The organism is Pseudarthrobacter sp. LMD1-1-1.1 (assembly GCF_040676255.1).
Taxonomy (GTDB): Bacteria; Actinomycetota; Actinomycetes; order Actinomycetales; family Micrococcaceae; genus Arthrobacter.
Genome location: NZ_JBEGHP010000023.1, coordinates 433,004 through 450,091, shown reverse-complemented (window position 1 = coordinate 450,091; position 17,088 = coordinate 433,004). Strand labels below are relative to the sequence as shown.

Here is a 17,088-nt window from a genome sequence, read left to right as displayed (position 1 = left end):
GCCGGGCAAATCGGTGATCCCGTCCAGTGCCAAAGTACCTGTCCCCGGTTTCGGACGGCTGTTAGCGTGGCGCGGGGACGGACAACCAGCCAGGAAGTTTGAAGGAGACTTGCCCATGCTTTCCGACACCGCATACCCCGTGATCCAGGCGACCCTTCCCGTCGTCGGCGAACATATCCAGGAGATCGCCTCCCGTTTCTACAAGCACATGTTCGGCGAACACCCCGAACTGCTCAACGGCCTGTTCAACCGCGGCAACCAGGCCGATGGCCGGCAGCAGCAGGCGCTGGCCGGTTCCGTTGCCGCGTTCGCCGGCTTCCTGGTCAACGACCCCACCCACCTGCCGGACCACCTGCTGTCCCGTATTTCGCACAAGCACGTCTCCCTGGGCCTGAGTCCTGAGCAGTACCAGGTGGTGCACGACAACCTAATGTGGGCCATTGTGGATGTCCTGGGCGACGCCGTGACCCCTGAGGTGGCCGCGGCCTGGGACGAGGTCTACTGGCTCATGGCCAACATGCTCATCAACAAGGAACGCGGGCTCTATGACGCAGTCCGGCTGAGCCCGGAAACTGTCTGGCGCACCTGGCGGGTGGCCGAAAAGATCCAGGAAACCGACGACGTTGTCAGTTTCGTGGTGGAGCGGACCGACGAGAGGGAGGTCAAGCCGTCGCTGCCGGGACAGTACGTCACCATCCGCATGCAGATGCCCGACGGCGTCCTGCAGCCACGCCAGTACAGCCTCACCCAGGCCGACGACGGCCAGCACCGGCGGTTCGCCGTCAAGCGCGTGCGCACCGAGGGTGCGCCGGACGGTGAGATGTCCAGCCTCCTGCACGACCACGTCAATGTGGGCGACGAGGTCACCCTCTCCGCGCCCTTTGGCGATGTGGTGCTGGAATACACTGACCGGCCCGTGGTGCTGGCAAGCGCGGGCATCGGAGTCACGCCCATGGCCGGCATGCTGTCCCACCTGGTCAAGTCCGGTTCGCAGCGGAAGGTCCTGTTCCTGCACGCGGACGACTCCCCTGCCTCCTTTGCATTGCGGAACCAGGTGACGGCCGACCTCGCCGCGCTCCCTGATGCTTCCCTCCATACCTGGTTCCTCAACCCGGACGGCGGGGGCTCTTCGGCCGACGGCAGCGTGCATTCCGGATTCATGAACATCAAGGACGTCCAGTTGCCGTCCGACGGCGAGTATTACCTCTGCGGCCCCATGCCCTTCATGCAGGCGGTGCGGACCGCCCTGGTGGGCGCAGGCGTGCGGGCGAAGGACATCCAGTACGAAGTCTTCGGCCCGGACCTTTGGCTGGCCGACTACCAGTAACCCGTAGGGGGCACTGAGCGCAGGTCCAGCCTTGGGTTTGGACGCAGGTCAGCCGCGGTCCGCCCGCCGGCCCCGGCGGGTGCCGGCCTCTTCCGTGGGCAGGACACCGGGTTCGACGGCGGTGCGCCGGCTGCGTTCCTCAAGGGCGGCTGCGGCGAGCGCCCCGGTGTCCGCGACGTCGTCCGCGTGGCTGTGCCCGGCGTCGTGCGTTCCGTCCCCAGGCCCGGCGATTGGTGCCTGCACGCCGCCTGCCTTGATGCCTGTTGCCTTGACCACGAGGACGGCGATCAGGGTGGTCACCGGGATGGCCAGGACAAGTCCGATGGATCCCACGAGCGTCCGGATGACCTCCTCGGAGAGCTCGGCGCTGGTGAGGGTGTCCATGAGTGGCCGGTCGTAGAGCATGACGATGATCAGGATGGGCAGTGCGGCACCGGCGTAGGCGAAGGCGATGGTGTAAACGGTGGAGGCAATGTGGTCGCGGCCGATCCGCATGGCGGACGTGAACAGCTTGCGGGCGCTGCTGGCCGGTGCCAGTTCGTAAAGCTCCCACACGGCCGAAGACTGGGTGATGGTGACATCGTTCAGGACGCCCAGGCCGGAAATGATGAGTCCGCACAGGATGACGCCGGATATTGAGATGTTCGACGACGTGTTCACCAGGGTGGCGGCGTCGTGGCTGCCCACGCCGGCGAGGTTGGCGGCGTCGGTGGCCCAGGCCGCCAGGAGGGCCGTGATGGCCAGGCCGAAAATGGTGCCCAGCAGCGCCGTCGACGTGCGTGCGGAGAACCCGTGGGCGAAGTAGAGCACCCCGATCATGATCACCGTGGAGCCCACCAGCGCCAGCAGGAGCGGCGGTTTGCCTTCCACCAGGCCCGGGAGCAGGAAGTTCGCCAGTACGAGGTATGCGCCCACCAGGCCGATCAGGGCCCGGAGCCCCCGCCACCTGGCGACGGCGATGACCACCACGGCGTAGAGGACGGCGAGCAGGACAATGGGCATGGTCCGGACGAAGTCCACGAAGATGTAAGCCGGGGACCCCTGCGACCCGGTGGCGCCCTGGGCGTTTGAAAGGTTCAGGTACCGGATCTGGTCGCCGGGTTTGACCCCGTGGGATGCGGCCACGTCAGGGTTGATGACCACCTTTACCGGGCTGCCGCCCTTGTCCTGTTCGGTGAAGGCGAAGGTGCAGTCCGAACCTTGGCCTGGCGCCTGCTGCGGGGCCTGCTGGGCGGGTTGCTGCTGGCCTGTTTGTTGCTGGCCGGTGTCCTGTTGCCCGCTCCCCTGCTGGTTTGTTCCCTGCTGGTTTGTTCCCTGCTGGCCGGTGTCCTGCATGCAGCTCCCGGTGACCACGTTCTGGATGGTGCCGGTATCGAAGGTGACGCCGGGGGCGGTGGCGTACGGGTTGGCCAGCGAGACCCCCTCCTTGCTGCCGGACGGCCACAGCGCGGCCATCCCTGCCAGGGTCAGCAGCGCCAACGGTATGAGCACGGCGGCCAGGATGCGGTTCGCCTTGCTGCGGGCAGCCATCGCCTGGGGCGTCGGCTCCGAATGATCCAAGGAAGCGTGGGAGTGACCGGCGCCCATCAGCAGTACAACCTCATGGTTGAACTCTACGTGCGGCGCCTTAGGGTTTATAAATGGACCATCGGGATGGGGAGGAACCAGTCATGGACAACCGTGGTGCACAGGGGGCCGGCAGCAGGGGAACCGGTACTAGTGGGGCCGGGACGGGTACCAATGCGACACCGGACAGCGGCGCGGTGCGGGCCGGTCAGGCGCCCCTTCTTCCCGCCCACCGGCCGGTGCTGAGCGTCCTGGAAGCATCCGGCAGCACCAGGGGCGTGGTCCTGGTCCTCCACGGCGGCAAGGCCCACAGCCGGGAGCCGGTGGAGGCGCGGCACCTGAGCCCGGCCAGGATGATTCCTTTCGCCAGGCACCTGCACCGTGCCGGCCGGAAACACGGACTGGCCGTCTGGTCCCTGCGCAACAGTGTCCGCGGCTGGAACGGCCCGGATATGTCCCCGCTGCAGGACGCCCGGTGGGCCCTGCAGCAGATTGCGGAACGCCACCCCGACGTTCCCGTCTTCCTGCTGGGCCACTCCATGGGCGGGTTGACCGCCGTGTGCGCGGCAGACCATCCGCAGGTGGAGGCCGTGGTGGCGCTGGCGCCCTGGCTGGGCCCGGAAACCCCGGTGGAGAGGGTCAACGGCAGGAAAGTCCTCATCATCCACGGCACTACCGACCACATGACCAGCCCCTCACAGTCGCTGGCCTTCGCGCGCCGGGCTTCCGCTGACGCCGCAAGCATGCAGTACGTCTCACTCAAGGGCGTGGGGCACTTCATGCTGCGGAAGGTCCGCGTGTGGCAGACGTTGGCCACCGGGTTCGTCATCAAATCCTTCGCCGAGAGCACGGGCGCCGGCGTCCAGCCGTCCCGTGCCTTCACGGATCTACTTCCCGAGTCCTCCGTCCACGTCACCCTGTAGGCCGGAGCCGTGCCCTGGCGTCCCCCGGCCAACGACCACTTCTACCGCCTGATCGTCCGCACCGGCCAGTTCCTGCGCTGGGCCCTGCAACTGGACATTCAAGCCACCGGCCTGGAGCACCTGCCTGCCCAGGGACCGGCCCGCGGCCCCTCCCGGAAGGCCGTCCGCGGGCACGGCGCGGTGTTCGCCGTGACGCACTTCGGCTACGTGGATTTTGCGGTCGTCGAACTGCTCCTCTGGCGCAGCACCCGGGCCCAGTTGCGGTTCCTGGTCCACCAGGGCGCGGCGGACCATTGGCTGGCGGGGCCCGCCATCAGCGCCAGCGGCCATGTGGTGGTGGGATATACCGGCCGCGCAGACGCTTACGCCGCTGCCGTGGCCAGGCTGCGGGAAGGCGAATACCTGGCGGTGTTCCCCGAGGCTGGGGTCAGCAGGAGCTTCACCGTCCGCGAATGCCGCACGGGGGCTGTCCGGATGGCGGCGGAAGCGGGGGTTCCGGTCATTCCGGTATCCATCTGGGGCGCCCACCGCATCCTGACCAGGGGACATGGCTTCTCCTTCCGCCGCAGCTGGCGGGCGCCGGTCCGGGTCCATGTGGACGAGCCGGTGGTATTTCCCGCCGGCGTCGACGTTGAAGCGGCAACGGAAGCTTTGCGCGGCACGCTGCAGGCGGGAATCGACCGCTGCATCGCCGGCTTTCCGCTCCGGCCGGAACCCGGGGCATGGTGGATGCCGGCACGGCTGGGCGGCGGTGCACCAACTGACGCCGAACGGCAGCTGCTGGACGCCGCCGACGCAGCCGCGGGCCGCCGTCGCGCTCCCCGCGGAAAGTACCAGTCCAAGTAGGTAGCGCCAAGTGTCGTTTTGAGGGGTCGAAACGACACTTGGCGCTACCCAGTTGGGGCGGGGCTGGTTAGTCCGAGACCACCAGGGTCTCCGCGCCCGCCAGCCGGGCTTTGCCGCTCTCCAGGAGGGGCTCGACGGCGGCGCGCAGGGCCGTCATGGAATCGTCCAGTTCAAGCATGACCGGGTGCTGGTAGGCGATCAGGGCGAGCATGTCCCGTACCGCCTCGGCGGCATCGTCAGCATCGAGCGAGGGCTCGTGGCCAACGAAAACGTCCGTGGGCGTGTCCACGCCCGGGCCCACCTCCGCGTTGGGTGCGTCGTCAGGCCCGGCGGGGGCGGCGTAGCTGACCGCGAACGCCCGGATGCGGCCCTTCTTGCTGGGTGCCACACCCTGGCCGAACGCGGATTCCGGCTGGGCGCGGAGCACGATGGCACCGTGCGCACCGGTGAGCTCGTCCAGGAAGAGCTTCTGCACCTGGCCCACGGAGAGGACCCCCGGGGAGTCCCAGCCGTGGATGGAGGTGTAGTAGCGGCCCACCACGTCAGTCAGCTCCACCGAGCCGGTGGCCAGGTCCATGACGATGTCCGAACCGGCGTTCTCACCGTCGATGGGCCGGCCGCCGTGGTCCTTGTCCGGGAACACGGGCAGCCGGAGGGCTCCCGGCTCCACGATGACCAGCCGGGAACGCTGGATGGGTGCCAGCCCGGCGGCTTCGGCGAATGCGGCGCCGGGGCTGCCCGGCTCCACCTTGGCGCGGAGCTTGGAAACGCCCGACGGCGCGTGGCCGGCCTCGCGGCGCAGCATGGCCAGGAGGGTGGCACCGATGCCGTTGCGGCGGTGGTCCCGCGCGACTTCAACGTACGTCCACAGGCGTTCCGGGTGCAGGGAGGCTTCATAAACGACGCCGGCGGCGACGGGGATACCGACGCCGTCAACAACGTCCTCGGCCACGATGCAGCGGCGCCACGGGGTGCCGTTTCCTCCATTGGAGGACACGGCGAGGGCGCCGCGGAACTGGCGGGCCTGCGCGGTCTCCGGACCGCCCCAGATTTCCAGCAGGGCAAGGTCGTCGCCGTCCCGCCATTCGCGGTATTCGATGGCCATGCTCAGGCGCCGATCAGCCGTGCCGCCAGGTAGCCTTCCACCTTGTCCAGGGAGACGCGTTCCTGGCTCATGGTGTCCCGCTCGCGGATGGTGACGGCCTGGTCCTCGAGGGTATCGAAGTCCACGGTGATGCAGAACGGGGTGCCGATCTCGTCCTGGCGGCGGTAGCGGCGGCCGATTGCGCCGGCGTCATCGAAGTCGATGTTCCAGTTCTTCCGCAGCTGCGCACCCAGGGCCTTGGCCTTCGGGGACAGGTCCTCGTTGCGGCTCAGCGGCAGCACGGCGGCCTTGACCGGCGCCAGGCGCGGGTCCAGCTTCAGTACCGTGCGCACGTCCACGCCACCCTTGGCGTTGGGGGCCTCGTCCTCGGTGTAGGCGTCCACCAGGAACGCCATGAAGGAACGGGTCAGGCCGGCCGCGGGCTCGATGACGTACGGGGTGTAGCGCTCGTTGGTGGCCTGGTTGAAGTAGCTCAGGTCCGTGCCGGAGGCCTTGGCGTGGGTGGAGAGGTCGAAGTCGGTGCGGTTGGCGATGCCTTCCAGCTCGCCCCACTCCGAGCCCTGGAAACCGAAGCGGTACTCGATGTCCGTGGTGCCCTTGGAGTAGTGGCTGAGCTTTTCCTTGGGGTGTTCGAAGAAGCGCAGGTTCTCCTCGCGGATGCCCAGGCCGGTGTACCAGGCCATGCGCTCGTTCATCCAGTACTTGTGCCACTCTTCGTCCGTGCCGGGCTCGACGAAGAACTCCATCTCCATCTGCTCGAACTCGCGGGTGCGGAAGATGAAGTTGCCGGGGGTGATCTCGTTGCGGAACGACTTGCCGATCTGGCCGATGCCGAACGGCGGCTTCTTCCGGGAGGTGGTGAGCACGTTGTTGAAGTTCACGAAGATGCCCTGCGCCGTTTCGGGCCGCAGGTAGTGCAGGCCCTCTTCGCTGGCCACCGGGCCAAGGTAGGTCTTGAGCAGGCCGGAGAACTCCTGCGGCTCGGTCCACTGGCCGCGGGTGCCGCAGTTGGCGCAGGCGATGTCCTTCAGGCCGTTCTCGGCGGGGCGGCCCTTCTTTTCCTCGTATTCTTCCTCGAGGTGGTCGGCCCGGTAGCGCTTGTGGCAGGACAGGCATTCCACCAAGGGGTCGGAGAAGACCTCAACGTGGCCGGATGCTTCCCATACCTGGCGGGGCAGGATCACGGAGGAGTCCAGGCCCACCACGTCCTCGCGGCCGCGGACCATGGACTGCCACCACTGGCGCTTGATGTTTTCCTTCAGCTCGGCACCGAGGGGGCCGTAATCCCAGGCAGAGCGCGAACCGCCGTAGATCTCACCGGCCTGGAACACGAAGCCCCTCCGCTTGGAGAGGGAAATGACCTGGTCGAGGACGGATTTTGCTGCCATGGGGTAACTCCAATTTCTACAGGGCCGCTGGGTGCGGTCCGCGGGTTGTCAGGCCCGGCGCTGCCTTGCACCTGGGGCGCAGGGCAGCGGGTCGGGGCGGATGAAGGAAGATCGTGGAAAAGCTTGTGTCCTAGCGTACCGGCCGCTGCCTGCGCAGCGCGCCCCGGGGCCACGGCAGGGTGGCCAGGACAATGGCGCCGAGCGTGAGCAGGGTTCCCAGCACGGTGGCCGGGGCCACGACGGTGCCCGGGGCGGGCAGCGCCAGGTCCAGGGCCAGCGAGCCGAGCAGTTGGCCCGCGATCATGCCCAGCCCGGTGACCAGTACGCCCAGGCTGCGGACCAGGAGGGCGCCCAGCCCAATGAACACGCAGCCCATGGGGCCGCCCAGGTAGTACCACCACTCCCCCGGCAGCGGGTTGGCGGGGCCGGCCACCGCGAGCTTCACGGCCAACGCGACCCAGAGCACGGTGCAGCCGGCCACGAAGTTGACCAGCGTGGCGGCAATGGGAGTGCCGTAGTGGAGGGTGGCGGTGCCGTTCATGGCCTGCTGGAAGCTCATGAGGAACCCCGCCGCCACGGGCAGCAGGAGGGGAAGCAGCAACCCGGCGGCCCCGTCCCCTGAGCCTCCACTGCTGAACCGGGGCGACACCGCCCACGCGACGGCGGCGATGGTCAGGATGCAGCCAATGATGCGGATGCCGGTGACGGATTTCTTTCCAGCCGGCCCGATTCCCAGCCGGTCCACCAGCAGGCCGCTGACAGTCTGTCCGGTGACGGTGGCCACGGTGAACAGTGCCACACCGAGGATGCCCACGGTGAAGGACTGGGCAAAGACGAACAACGCACCGATGGCACCGGCCACCACGTAGATGCGGGGAAAGGCACGGTTGCGGACCGCCGGGATGATGGCGGCCAGGCCTGCCCGTCCCCGCGGCAGGACCAGGGAAATGACGATCATGACCAGCAGGCCTGTGCTGAAGCTCACGGCCGCCGCGGCGATTCCGTCATTGAGGCGGGCGCCCAGCGCCCCGTTGATGCGGCCCTGGACGGGGATGGCCAGGCCGGAACCCACGGCCAGGGGCAGGCCTGCAAGTACCGGCAGGCGCGAAGGGGAGGTCATTGAATCCACCTTAGTTCAGGCATTATTGCTCTATGAGCAACCCCATTGAGGACGTCCCCATCCGCGACACCATGATCCGGCTTGGCCAGCTGCTGAAGCTCGCCAACCTCGTTGAGGACGGGGTGGAGGCCGCTGAGCTCATCAAGAACGGCCTGGTCAAGGTCAACGGCGAGATCGATGACCGCCGTGGCCGCCAGCTGCACAACGGAGACACCGTCACGGTCAACGGCCAGAGCGTCCGGGTGGTCGCGCCCAACGCTGACTGACGGCGCCGGCGGGGCGCCGGGGGCGCCCAAGCCGCCGCGCGCCGTCGTACGTCCTATTTGTTGAGCACTTCGTGGGTGAGGAACTCCCCCACGTGCCCGATCTCCTGCTGGTTGATGCCGTGCCACATGCCGGTGTACAGCACCTTGGTGAGCTTGACGTGCTTGCGCACCCAGCCCATGGTGAACTCGATCTTGTCCTGGGTGATCACGGGGTCCTGCTGGTCCCGGCCCCAGAACATGGGCACGGTTCCGTCCAGCTCGGCGTCCTTGAACGTGGGGTCATCGGCGGCGTCGACCACGAAGCCTGACAGTCCGACGACGGCGGCGAAGTCCGTGGGCCGCTGGCGCAGGAGCGTGGTGGCCATCGCCATGCCCATGGAGAAACCCAGCAGGGTGACGGACGGGTGCCCCACCCGGATGGTGTCGATCCACTCCAGCACGTAGGCCGAAGCCTTCTTGACCCGTTCCAGCGAGTACTCGATCGAGGCCGTCAGCGGGAACCAGGTGAAGCCGGGGCCCATGGCGATCGGCGCCCGCAGCGAGGCGACCGCGAAGTCCCCGGGCAGCAGGTCGGCCAGGCTGAGCAGGTCCTGCTCATTGGCGCCGTAGCCGTGGAGCAGCACCAGCAGCGGCTTGCCGGCGCGCTGGTCTTCCGGATGGGACCAAAGGACAACGGGGGCAGGAAATACTTCGGCGTCAGTCATGGTTTCCATTCTTACAGTTACCGGAAAGTAACAACCTACGTTCGCGTAGGCAGCAAGACGGAAGGCAGGATAGGACCGTGACTGACGCAAGTGCCATCCAGACCCCGTCCGCGCACCCCGGTTCCCACCCCTGGACCCGGTATGTGGCGATGGGCGACTCCTTCACCGAGGGCATCGGCGACCCCGAACCCTCAAGCCCCGGCGGCCACCGCGGCTGGGCCGACCGCGTTGCCGAAGAGCTGGGCCGCACCCAGCCGGATTTCGCGTATGCCAACCTTGCCGTCCGCGGCAGGCTGCTGCAGCAGATCGTGGACCAGCAGCTGGCCCCGGCCCTGGAGCTGAAGCCGGACCTGGTCACCCTCTCCGCCGGCGGGAACGATCTCATCCGCCCCGGCGGCGATCCTGACGCCCTGGCCGAGAAACTCGATTCCGTGGTCCAGATCCTGTCCATGGGCGGCGCCACGGTGGTGCTGTTCAACGGGCCGGACACGGGTTCCTCCGTGCTGGGCAGGATCCGCAGCAAGGTGGCCATCTACAACGAGAACCTGCGGACGGTGGCGGCCCGGCATGACGCGGTCATCGCGGACATGTGGTCGCTGCGGCAGCTGAGCGACCCGCAGATGTGGGACCAGGACCGCCTGCATTTCTCCCCCTTGGGGCACCACACGATTGCCGCGATGGTGCTGGACGCGCTGAACGTTCAGCATTCGCTGGAACCGCTGCAGCCCAAGCCGCTGCCGCCGCGCACGTGGCGGGAGGCCCGGAGCGGGGACTTCGTGTGGGCACGCGAATATTTCGTGCCGTGGGTGCTGCGCCGGCTGCGGCGCCAGTCCTCGGGTGACGGCGTCATGGCAAAGCGGCCGACGCCGGGTCCCATCTTCGGCCCGGGCGTCCCGTTGGGTTCCGGCGAGGGTCCGTTGGGAACCTCGGAACCCAGCCGCCGGTAACGCTTCCGGGGTTAGGCTGGAAGGACAACACTCGAGAGGTGCGGCACCGTGAGCAGCTTGTTTTTCTGGATCATTATCCTGTCCTTCGTTGTCCCCATGGCCATGCGGGCGTACCGGCGTTCCATGGCTCGGCGGGACCGGGGCCAGGGCTTGCCCGGCCAGTTTCCGGGTCCGAACCAGTTCCCTGGTTCCAACCAGTTCCCGGGCTATGGCCGGTTCCCCGGTTCCGCCGGGCCGCAGAGCAACCAGCCGCGCGACGGGTACACCCAGCAGGACTACTTCTCCGGCGGCTTCGGCCGGCCCGGCCAGCAGGGCCAGCCGCCCGTGCCGTACCAGTACGGGCAGCCGCCCATGACGGACCCCCGTTATGGCGCTGGGTCGCAGGGCTTCGGGCAGGAACCGCCGTTCCGGCAGCAGCCGTACCAACCGCCCTACCAGCAGCAGCCGTACCAAGCGCCCTACCAGCAGCAGGGACGGGAGCAGTCTTCCGGACCCGCCACTCCCCCGCCACCCTCGGGCCCGCAAGGATACCGGGCGCGGAAACTCGCGGAGCTGGACCAGCAGTACAGCAACGGTGAGCTGTCCATGGAGGAGTACATGAAGCGACGCGGCGACATCATGAACGGCTAGCCGCCCTGGTGCTTAGCAGCCCCTCCACACAACAGGCCGGGGACCGAATGACGGTCCCCGGCCTGTTGTTTCTTAACCCGGTCTGGTGTTGTTTAATCCGCGTGCCAGGTGGTGGTGCTTAATCCACTTGCCTAGTCCACTTGCGGGAAGCCCAGGTCGATCACGGAGGTGGAGGGGTCCGGCCAGCGGGTGGTCACCACTTTGCCGCGGGTGTAGAACCGGATGCTGTCGGGCCCGTACATGTGGGTGTCGCCGAACAGCGAGTTCTTCCAGCCGCCGAACGAGAACGTGCCCACCGGGACCGGGATGGGGACGTTGACGCCCACCATGCCTGCCTCAACGTCGAACTCGAACTGCCGCGCCGCCCCGCCGTCGCGGGTGAAGATGGCCGTGCCGTTGCCGAACTGGTTGTCATTGACCAGCTGCACCGCGTCGCTGTAGGTATCGACCCGGACCACGGACAGGACGGGGCCGAAAATCTCGTCGTCGTACACCTTCATGCCCGGCTTGACGTGGTCCACCAGGCTGACCCCAATGAAGAACCCGTCGGAGTCGAACTGCTGGGAGCGGCCGTCCACCACTACGGTGGCCCCTTCGCCTTCGGCACCTGAAACGTAGGATGCCACCCGGTCGCGGTGCTCCGCGGTGATCAGGGGACCCATCTGCGAGGCGGGGTCGGTTCCCGCACCGATCTTCAGGTCTGCCATGCGGCTGGATATCGCCTTCACCAGGTCGTCGGCGATGTTGCCCACGGCCACCAGGACGCTGACGGCCATGCAGCGTTCACCGGCGGAACCGTAGGCGGCGGAAACCGCCGCGTCGGCAGCCATGTCCAGGTCGGCGTCGGGAAGCACCACCATGTGGTTCTTCGCGCCGCCCAAGGCCTGCACCCGCTTGCCGTGATCAGCTGCCCGCTTGTAGATGGACTGGGCCACGGGGGTCGAGCCCACGAAACTGACTGCCTTCACCTCAGGGTGCTCGAGCAGGACGTCGACCGCTTCCTTGTCCCCCTGGACCACGTTCAGGACCCCGGCCGGCAGGCCCGCCTCGGCGAAGGCCTCTGCGATGAAGACGGCCGCCGACGGATCCTTCTCGCTGGGCTTCAGCAGCACCGTGTTGCCGCACGCCAGGGCGCTGCCGATCATCCACAGCGGCACCATGGCCGGGAAGTTGAACGGGGTAATGCACGCCACCACGCCCACCGGCTGGCGGACGGAGTGCACGTCGATGCCGCTGGAGACCTGCTCCGAGCGTTCGCCTTTGAGCATGTGGGACAGGCCTGTGGCGAAGTCGATGTTCTCCAGGCCGCGGGCAATTTCACCTTCGGCGTCGGAGAGGACCTTGCCGTGCTCGCTGGTGAGGATCGCCGCGAGCCCGGACTTTCGCTGGGTGAGGATCTCGCGGACCTTGAAGAAGATGGTGGTGCGCTTGGCCAGGCTGGTGGCCCGCCAGGCCGGCAGCGCGGCGCGGGCTGCGGCGATGGCTTCCTCTGTCCGTGCCGCCGAGGCGAGCGCCACCTGCTTCTCCTGCTGGCCGGTGGCGGGGTTGAAGACCGGACCGAAGCGGTCGGCATCGGTGACGCGGGCGCCGTTGATGTAGTGCGGAATGGTTTCCAAGGATGTCTCTTTTCCTGCGGTTCTTGCGGCATGGTTGGTTGGACTGCGTGTCTGCGTTGGACGGCGCGGTTAGTTGGACGGCGTCCCGTCGGCGGGCTGGAGCGAGCCGTCCACGAGCTTGATGATCATGGAGCAGTCCTTGCCCGCATCACCGGCGTCAATGAGCCGCTGGAACAGCTGCTGGACATGTTTGCCAATCTCCAGCGGCGTGCCGGTGTCGTCGGCGGCGCTGATGGCCAGGCCGATGTCCTTGTTCGCGAGCTCGGTGGTGAATGTGGGTGCGAAGTCGTTGTTGGAGGCCGCGGTGGGAACCACTCCGGGGACCGGGTACCAGGTCCGCAGCGCCCAGGAGTCCCCCGACGAGACCGAGGCGATGTTCCAGAAGACCTGCTTGTCCAGGCCCAGCCGGTCAGCCAGGACCGCACCCTCCGCGGTGGAGGCGAGGTTGATGAAAAGCATCAGGTTGTTGCAGATCTTGGCTGCCTGGCCCGTGGTGGGGCCACCCGTGGGAATGATGTTTCCGGACATGGGCCCGATGTAGCCCGAGGCGTCTTTGACGGCACCCTCTTCACCGCCCACCATGAACGTCAGGGTTCCGGCCTCGGCACCGCTCATTCCGCCGGACACCGGGGCGTCCACGAAGCGGAAGCCGGCGGCAGCAGCGGCGTCGTGCAGTTCCTGCGCGGAGGCGATGTCGATCGTGGAGGAGTCGATGAGCAGCGTGCGGGTATCCGCATGCTTCAGAACACCGTCCTCCCCAAGGTAGACGGCGCGGGCGTGTTCACCCTTGGGCAGCATGGTGAACACGGCGTCCGCGCCGTCCACCGCTTCGGCGATGCTGGCTGCACGCTTGACGCCGCCTGCCTCGGCGGCTGCCAGTGCCGCGGGGTTAAGGTCGAAGCCGCGCACATCGTGCCCGGCCTTCACCAGGTTCACCGACATGTGGCCGCCCATGTTGCCCAGGCCGATCCATCCGATAACTGCCATGCGTAAGCTCCTTTGCTTCCATTCCGGCGTTCCTGCCGGCATGTCTGTGTCTACGATCACACCCTGCTAGAGTGCAATCAAGGGGAAAAATTACAGACGCTCTGTGCATTGATGCACACAAGAGGAAGGCCGCCCGTGGATTCGAGACGGTTGCCCAGCCCCGACGACCTGCTCATCCTGCTGACCGTGGCGCGCCTGGGCCGGTTCAATGCGGTGGCCGAGACCCTGGGCACCACCCACACCACCATTTCCCGCCGCATCCTGGCCCTGGACAAACAGCTGGGCGGGCGTACCCTGGAGCGCAGCCCGCACGGCTGGGAATTGACGAAGCTTGGTGCGGCCGCGGTAGAGGCGGCGGAGGCGATCGAAAGCACCCTTGGCTCGTTGTCGGGCCTGATCAGCCAGGACCAGAGTGCCCTTGCCGGCCTGGTCCGGGTCGCCACGACCGATGGAGTGGGAGCCGTGTTCGTCACCCCGTCGCTGGTGCGGCTCCAGCAGCAGAACCCGCAGCTGAACATCGAAATGCTGAGCGCCACCCGGAAAGTCAGCCAGAACCGGTCAGGGGTGGACCTGGAGATCGTGGTGGGCCGGGCCGACGTCAGCACCGCGCAGACCATCTTCCTGAGCAACTACTACCTGCGCCTCTACGCCAGCCCCGGCTATGCCGCGCAGCACGGCCTGCCGGAAACGCTCGACGACGTGGGGCAGCACGCGTTTGTCTCTTACGTGGAGTCTGCGCTCCAAGTGGCGGAGCTTGGGCCCCGCTGGTCATCACAGCTTCCGACGCCCAGGACAAGCTTCCAGGCCACGAGCGTGTTCGCCCAGGTGGAGGCGGTGCGCCAGGGCGCCGGCATTGGGCTGCTGCCGAACTTCATGGTGGGAGACCGTGAAGATTTCGTCCCCGTCCTGCCAGGTGATTTTGAGCGCCAGCTGCCCATCTGGGCCGTTGCACGGCCGGAGTCGCTCCGGTCAGCGCGGGTGCAGGCCGTGATCGCGGCCCTGAAGGACGAGGTGAAGGAGCGCTCGTTGCTGCTCGCCGGGTGAGGAGCCGGGCCGGGTGAAGAACCGGGCCTGACAGTTCAGGCCCGGAAGAGCCGCCGCACTACCTGTCCCGCTGCGAGCGCATCAAGGCCCTCGTTGATCTCGCTGAGTGGCCGGGTGTCGGTGTGCAGCAGCTCAACCGGCAGTTTGCCGTCCCGCCAGTACCCGAGGTACCTGGGGATGTCCCGCGCTGGAACGGCGTCGCCCATGTAGGAGCCCAGCAGCCGCTTGCCGGCCCCGGCGAACTGCAGGGCCGGCACCGTCAACTCTGCGGAGGGGTGGGGCAGGCCCACGGAGACCACCGCGCCACCCCTGGTGACCCGCTGCAGGCAGGATGCGATGACACCGGCCGAGCCCACCGCTTCGATGGCGACGTCGACTCCGTCGCCGGCTGCTTCCTCAATCAGCCGCCCCGCGTCCTCCGGCGTCCCTACCGCGGTGGCCCCGGCGTCGCGGGCCAGCTGGTGCTTCCCCTGGTTGGGGTCGATGGCGATGACGCTGGCGGCCCCGGCCAGGCGGGCCGCCATCACAGCGGACAGTCCCACCGCACCCAGGCCGAACACTGCCACGGACTGGCCGGGGCCCACTCCGGCGGTGTTGAACACCGCTCCCATTCCGGTGAGCACGGCGCAACCAAACATCGCCGCCACGGTGTCCGGGACGTCGTCGTCAATCACCACCACTGATTCCCGCGCGACCACCGCGTAGTCAGCGAAGGCGGAAACGCCCAGGTGGTGGTTGATCCGCTCCCCCGCCGGCGTCCGCAACAGTGCCGGACCATGGAGCAGGTCTCCGGATCCATTCACCTCGGCTGCCCGGTGGCAGAGCGCGGGCCTGCCGGAAAGGCAGGCCCGGCACTGGCCGCAGCTGGGCACAAACACCAGAACCACATGGTCCCCCACGGATACGTCGGAGACGCCGTCGCCCACGGACACCACCCGCCCCACGGCCTCATGTCCAAGGGCCATGGGAAGGGGCCGGACGCGTGAACCGTCCACGACGGACAGGTCCGAATGGCACAGGCTCGAGTAGGTGATGGAGACTCCGAGCTCACCGGCGCGCGGCTCCGGCTGCTCCAGCTCCTGCACCAGCAGGGGCCGGGACTCGGCGTAGCTCTGTTTTCCCTCGGCGCCGGCCGGGGCGGGAACGGTGGAATAGAGGACGGTGGCTTTCATGTGCCTACTTCTTGCTGGCAGCGAGCAGGTCTGCCGTGCCCTTGGCGTCGGCCGCGTCAACGTCGTGCAGCGAGATGCCCCGGGTTTCCTTCAGGAAGAAGACCGCGACGGCGGTGATGGCACACGCGATGAGCAGGTACACCGCCACCGGGACGGAGGACTTGTAGGTACCCAGCAGGGACGCGGCGATGATCGGCGCCAGTGAGCCCGCCACGATGGACGTCACCTGGTATCCCAGGGAGACGCCGGAATACCGCATCCGGGTGGGGAACATTTCCGCCATGATGGCGGGCTGCCCGGCATACATGAAGGCGTGGAACACCAGGCCGATCATGATGGCCGCCAGGATGATGACATCGTTCTTGGTGTCCATCATGGGGAAGGCAAAGAAGCCCCAGGTGGCACCCATGATGGCGCCGGCCATGTAGACGGGCTTGCGGCCGAAGCGGTCCGACAGCTTTCCCACCATGGGCACGACGGCGAAGTGGACGGCGTGCGCAAGGAGCAGCAGCAGGAGGATCCGCGTGGTGTCAGCCTGCACCACCGTCTTCAGGTAGGTGATGGAGAACGTGACCACCAGGTAGTAGAGGATGTTTTCCGCGAAGCGCAGGCCCATGGCGGTGAAGACGCCGCGCGGGTAGCGCCGGAACACCTCGGCCACGCCGTAGCCCTTGTGGCCGGCGTCCACCTCTTTGCGGGCCTCCAGGAAGATGGGAGCGTCGTTGACCTTGGTGCGGATGTAGTAACCGATGATGACGATCACGGCGGAGAGCCAGAACGCCACGCGCCAGCCCCAGCCCAGGAACGCGTCCTGCGTCAGCGTGGAGGAGAGGACGAACAGCACGGCCGTGGCCAGCAGGTTGCCCAGCGGCACTGCCGATTGCGGCCAGCTGGCCCAGAAGCCGCGTGACTTGCTGGGGCTGTGCTCTGCCACGAGGAGCACGGCGCCGCCCCATTCCCCGCCCACGGCGAAGCCCTGGGCGAACCGCAGGAAGACCAGCAGCGCGGGCGCCCAGTAGCCGATCTGTCCGAAGGTGGGCAGGCAGCCCATGAGGAAGGTGGAGACCCCCACCAGGATGATGCTCAGCTGCAGCAGCTGCTTGCGGCCGAACTTATCGCCGAAGTGGCCAAAGACGATGCCGCCGATAGGGCGTGCGACGAAACCGACGGCATAGGTGAGGAAGGCGGCGATGATGCCGTCCAGTTCCGTGCCGGCGTTGGGGAAGAAGGCCTTCCCGAACACCAGGGTGGCGGCCGATGCGTAGAGGAAGAACTCGTACCATTCCACGACCGTGCCGGCCATGGAGGCCGTCACCACTTTTTTAAGGCCTGAGGCCTTGACGTCGGTTTCCTCTGTACGCCTTGCGGCGGAGCTTTCCGTACTCATGCGAACTCCTTCGGCGTCGTCGTCGACACCACGGGGACCAGTCAATGGCAGACGGGTGTG

The 17,088-nt window shown here is 67.4% G+C and carries 16 protein-coding genes; 7 read left to right on the top strand and 9 right to left on the bottom strand.

Annotated features, from left to right (window positions below):
* Window positions 1-115 precede the first annotated feature (115 nt).
* A complete protein-coding gene (locus tag MRBLMD1_RS15590) occupies window positions 116-1,327 on the top strand; it encodes a globin domain-containing protein (protein WP_275180355.1) in 1,212 nt (403 codons plus the stop codon).
* Between the two features lie 48 nt (window positions 1,328-1,375).
* Here the strand turns inward: MRBLMD1_RS15590 and MRBLMD1_RS15585 are convergent, their stop codons facing one another.
* Window positions 1,376-2,857: a YibE/F family protein gene (locus tag MRBLMD1_RS15585; protein ID WP_364401224.1), complete on the bottom strand. Its 1,482-nt coding sequence runs from the start codon at window positions 2,855-2,857 to the stop codon at window positions 1,376-1,378.
* A gap of 110 nt (window positions 2,858-2,967) precedes the next feature.
* Between MRBLMD1_RS15585 and MRBLMD1_RS15580 the strand changes: the two genes are divergently transcribed.
* Complete coding sequence (locus MRBLMD1_RS15580) at window positions 2,968-3,816, top strand: alpha/beta hydrolase (RefSeq protein ID WP_364401221.1); 849 nt, start codon at window positions 2,968-2,970, stop codon at window positions 3,814-3,816.
* Between the two features lie 9 nt (window positions 3,817-3,825).
* On the top strand, window positions 3,826-4,662 hold the full coding sequence (locus MRBLMD1_RS15575; RefSeq protein WP_364401218.1) for a lysophospholipid acyltransferase family protein: 837 nt from the start codon (window positions 3,826-3,828) through the stop codon (window positions 4,660-4,662).
* A 67-nt stretch (window positions 4,663-4,729) separates the two neighbouring features.
* Here MRBLMD1_RS15575 and MRBLMD1_RS15570 read toward each other — a convergent pair whose 3' ends face one another.
* The 3 genes from MRBLMD1_RS15570 to MRBLMD1_RS15560 form a co-directional block, all read right to left on the bottom strand.
* Entirely contained in the window at window positions 4,730-5,767 is a 1,038-nt protein-coding gene (locus MRBLMD1_RS15570; RefSeq protein ID WP_364401215.1) for a GNAT family N-acetyltransferase, read from the bottom strand.
* Between the two features lie 2 nt (window positions 5,768-5,769).
* Window positions 5,770-7,155: a glycine--tRNA ligase gene (locus MRBLMD1_RS15565; protein ID WP_224025544.1), complete on the bottom strand. Its 1,386-nt coding sequence runs from the start codon at window positions 7,153-7,155 to the stop codon at window positions 5,770-5,772.
* Window positions 7,156-7,285: 130 nt separating this feature from the next.
* A complete protein-coding gene (locus MRBLMD1_RS15560; RefSeq protein WP_364401211.1) occupies window positions 7,286-8,275 on the bottom strand; it encodes a DMT family transporter in 990 nt (329 codons plus the stop codon).
* A 32-nt stretch (window positions 8,276-8,307) separates the two neighbouring features.
* Between MRBLMD1_RS15560 and MRBLMD1_RS15555 the strand changes: the two genes are divergently transcribed.
* Window positions 8,308-8,541 (top strand): RNA-binding S4 domain-containing protein, encoded by a 234-nt coding sequence (locus MRBLMD1_RS15555; protein ID WP_364401208.1) that lies wholly within the window; start codon window positions 8,308-8,310, stop codon window positions 8,539-8,541.
* Between the two features lie 53 nt (window positions 8,542-8,594).
* On the opposite strand, the gene MRBLMD1_RS15550 is transcribed toward MRBLMD1_RS15555, so the two are convergent.
* On the bottom strand, window positions 8,595-9,245 hold the full coding sequence (locus MRBLMD1_RS15550) for an alpha/beta hydrolase (protein ID WP_224025543.1): 651 nt from the start codon (window positions 9,243-9,245) through the stop codon (window positions 8,595-8,597).
* Between the two features lie 77 nt (window positions 9,246-9,322).
* Here MRBLMD1_RS15550 and MRBLMD1_RS15545 point away from each other — a divergent pair, with 77 nt between their 5' ends.
* A complete protein-coding gene (locus MRBLMD1_RS15545; RefSeq protein ID WP_159632413.1) occupies window positions 9,323-10,192 on the top strand; it encodes an SGNH/GDSL hydrolase family protein in 870 nt (289 codons plus the stop codon).
* Window positions 10,193-10,240: 48 nt separating this feature from the next.
* Window positions 10,241-10,822 (top strand): hypothetical protein, encoded by a 582-nt coding sequence (locus MRBLMD1_RS15540; RefSeq protein WP_364401203.1) that lies wholly within the window; start codon window positions 10,241-10,243, stop codon window positions 10,820-10,822.
* 131 nt (window positions 10,823-10,953) lie between these two features.
* Here the strand turns inward: MRBLMD1_RS15540 and MRBLMD1_RS15535 are convergent, their stop codons facing one another.
* Together MRBLMD1_RS15535 and mmsB are read right to left on the bottom strand one after the other, a co-directional pair.
* Complete coding sequence (locus MRBLMD1_RS15535; RefSeq protein ID WP_364401200.1) at window positions 10,954-12,438, bottom strand: CoA-acylating methylmalonate-semialdehyde dehydrogenase; 1,485 nt, start codon at window positions 12,436-12,438, stop codon at window positions 10,954-10,956.
* Window positions 12,439-12,507: 69 nt separating this feature from the next.
* Window positions 12,508-13,425, bottom strand: a complete 918-nt coding sequence (gene mmsB / locus MRBLMD1_RS15530; RefSeq protein ID WP_364401197.1) for a 3-hydroxyisobutyrate dehydrogenase — start codon at window positions 13,423-13,425, stop codon at window positions 12,508-12,510.
* A gap of 111 nt (window positions 13,426-13,536) precedes the next feature.
* On the opposite strand from mmsB, the gene MRBLMD1_RS15525 reads away from it, so the two are divergent.
* Window positions 13,537-14,469, top strand: coding sequence for a LysR family transcriptional regulator (locus MRBLMD1_RS15525; RefSeq protein ID WP_159632417.1), 933 nt, complete (start codon window positions 13,537-13,539; stop codon window positions 14,467-14,469).
* 35 nt (window positions 14,470-14,504) lie between these two features.
* Here the strand turns inward: MRBLMD1_RS15525 and MRBLMD1_RS15520 are convergent, their stop codons facing one another.
* Complete coding sequence (locus MRBLMD1_RS15520) at window positions 14,505-15,641, bottom strand: alcohol dehydrogenase catalytic domain-containing protein (protein ID WP_364401193.1); 1,137 nt, start codon at window positions 15,639-15,641, stop codon at window positions 14,505-14,507.
* 4 nt (window positions 15,642-15,645) lie between these two features.
* Complete coding sequence (locus MRBLMD1_RS15515; protein WP_224025538.1) at window positions 15,646-17,028, bottom strand: MFS transporter; 1,383 nt, start codon at window positions 17,026-17,028, stop codon at window positions 15,646-15,648.
* Window positions 17,029-17,088 lie beyond the last annotated feature (60 nt).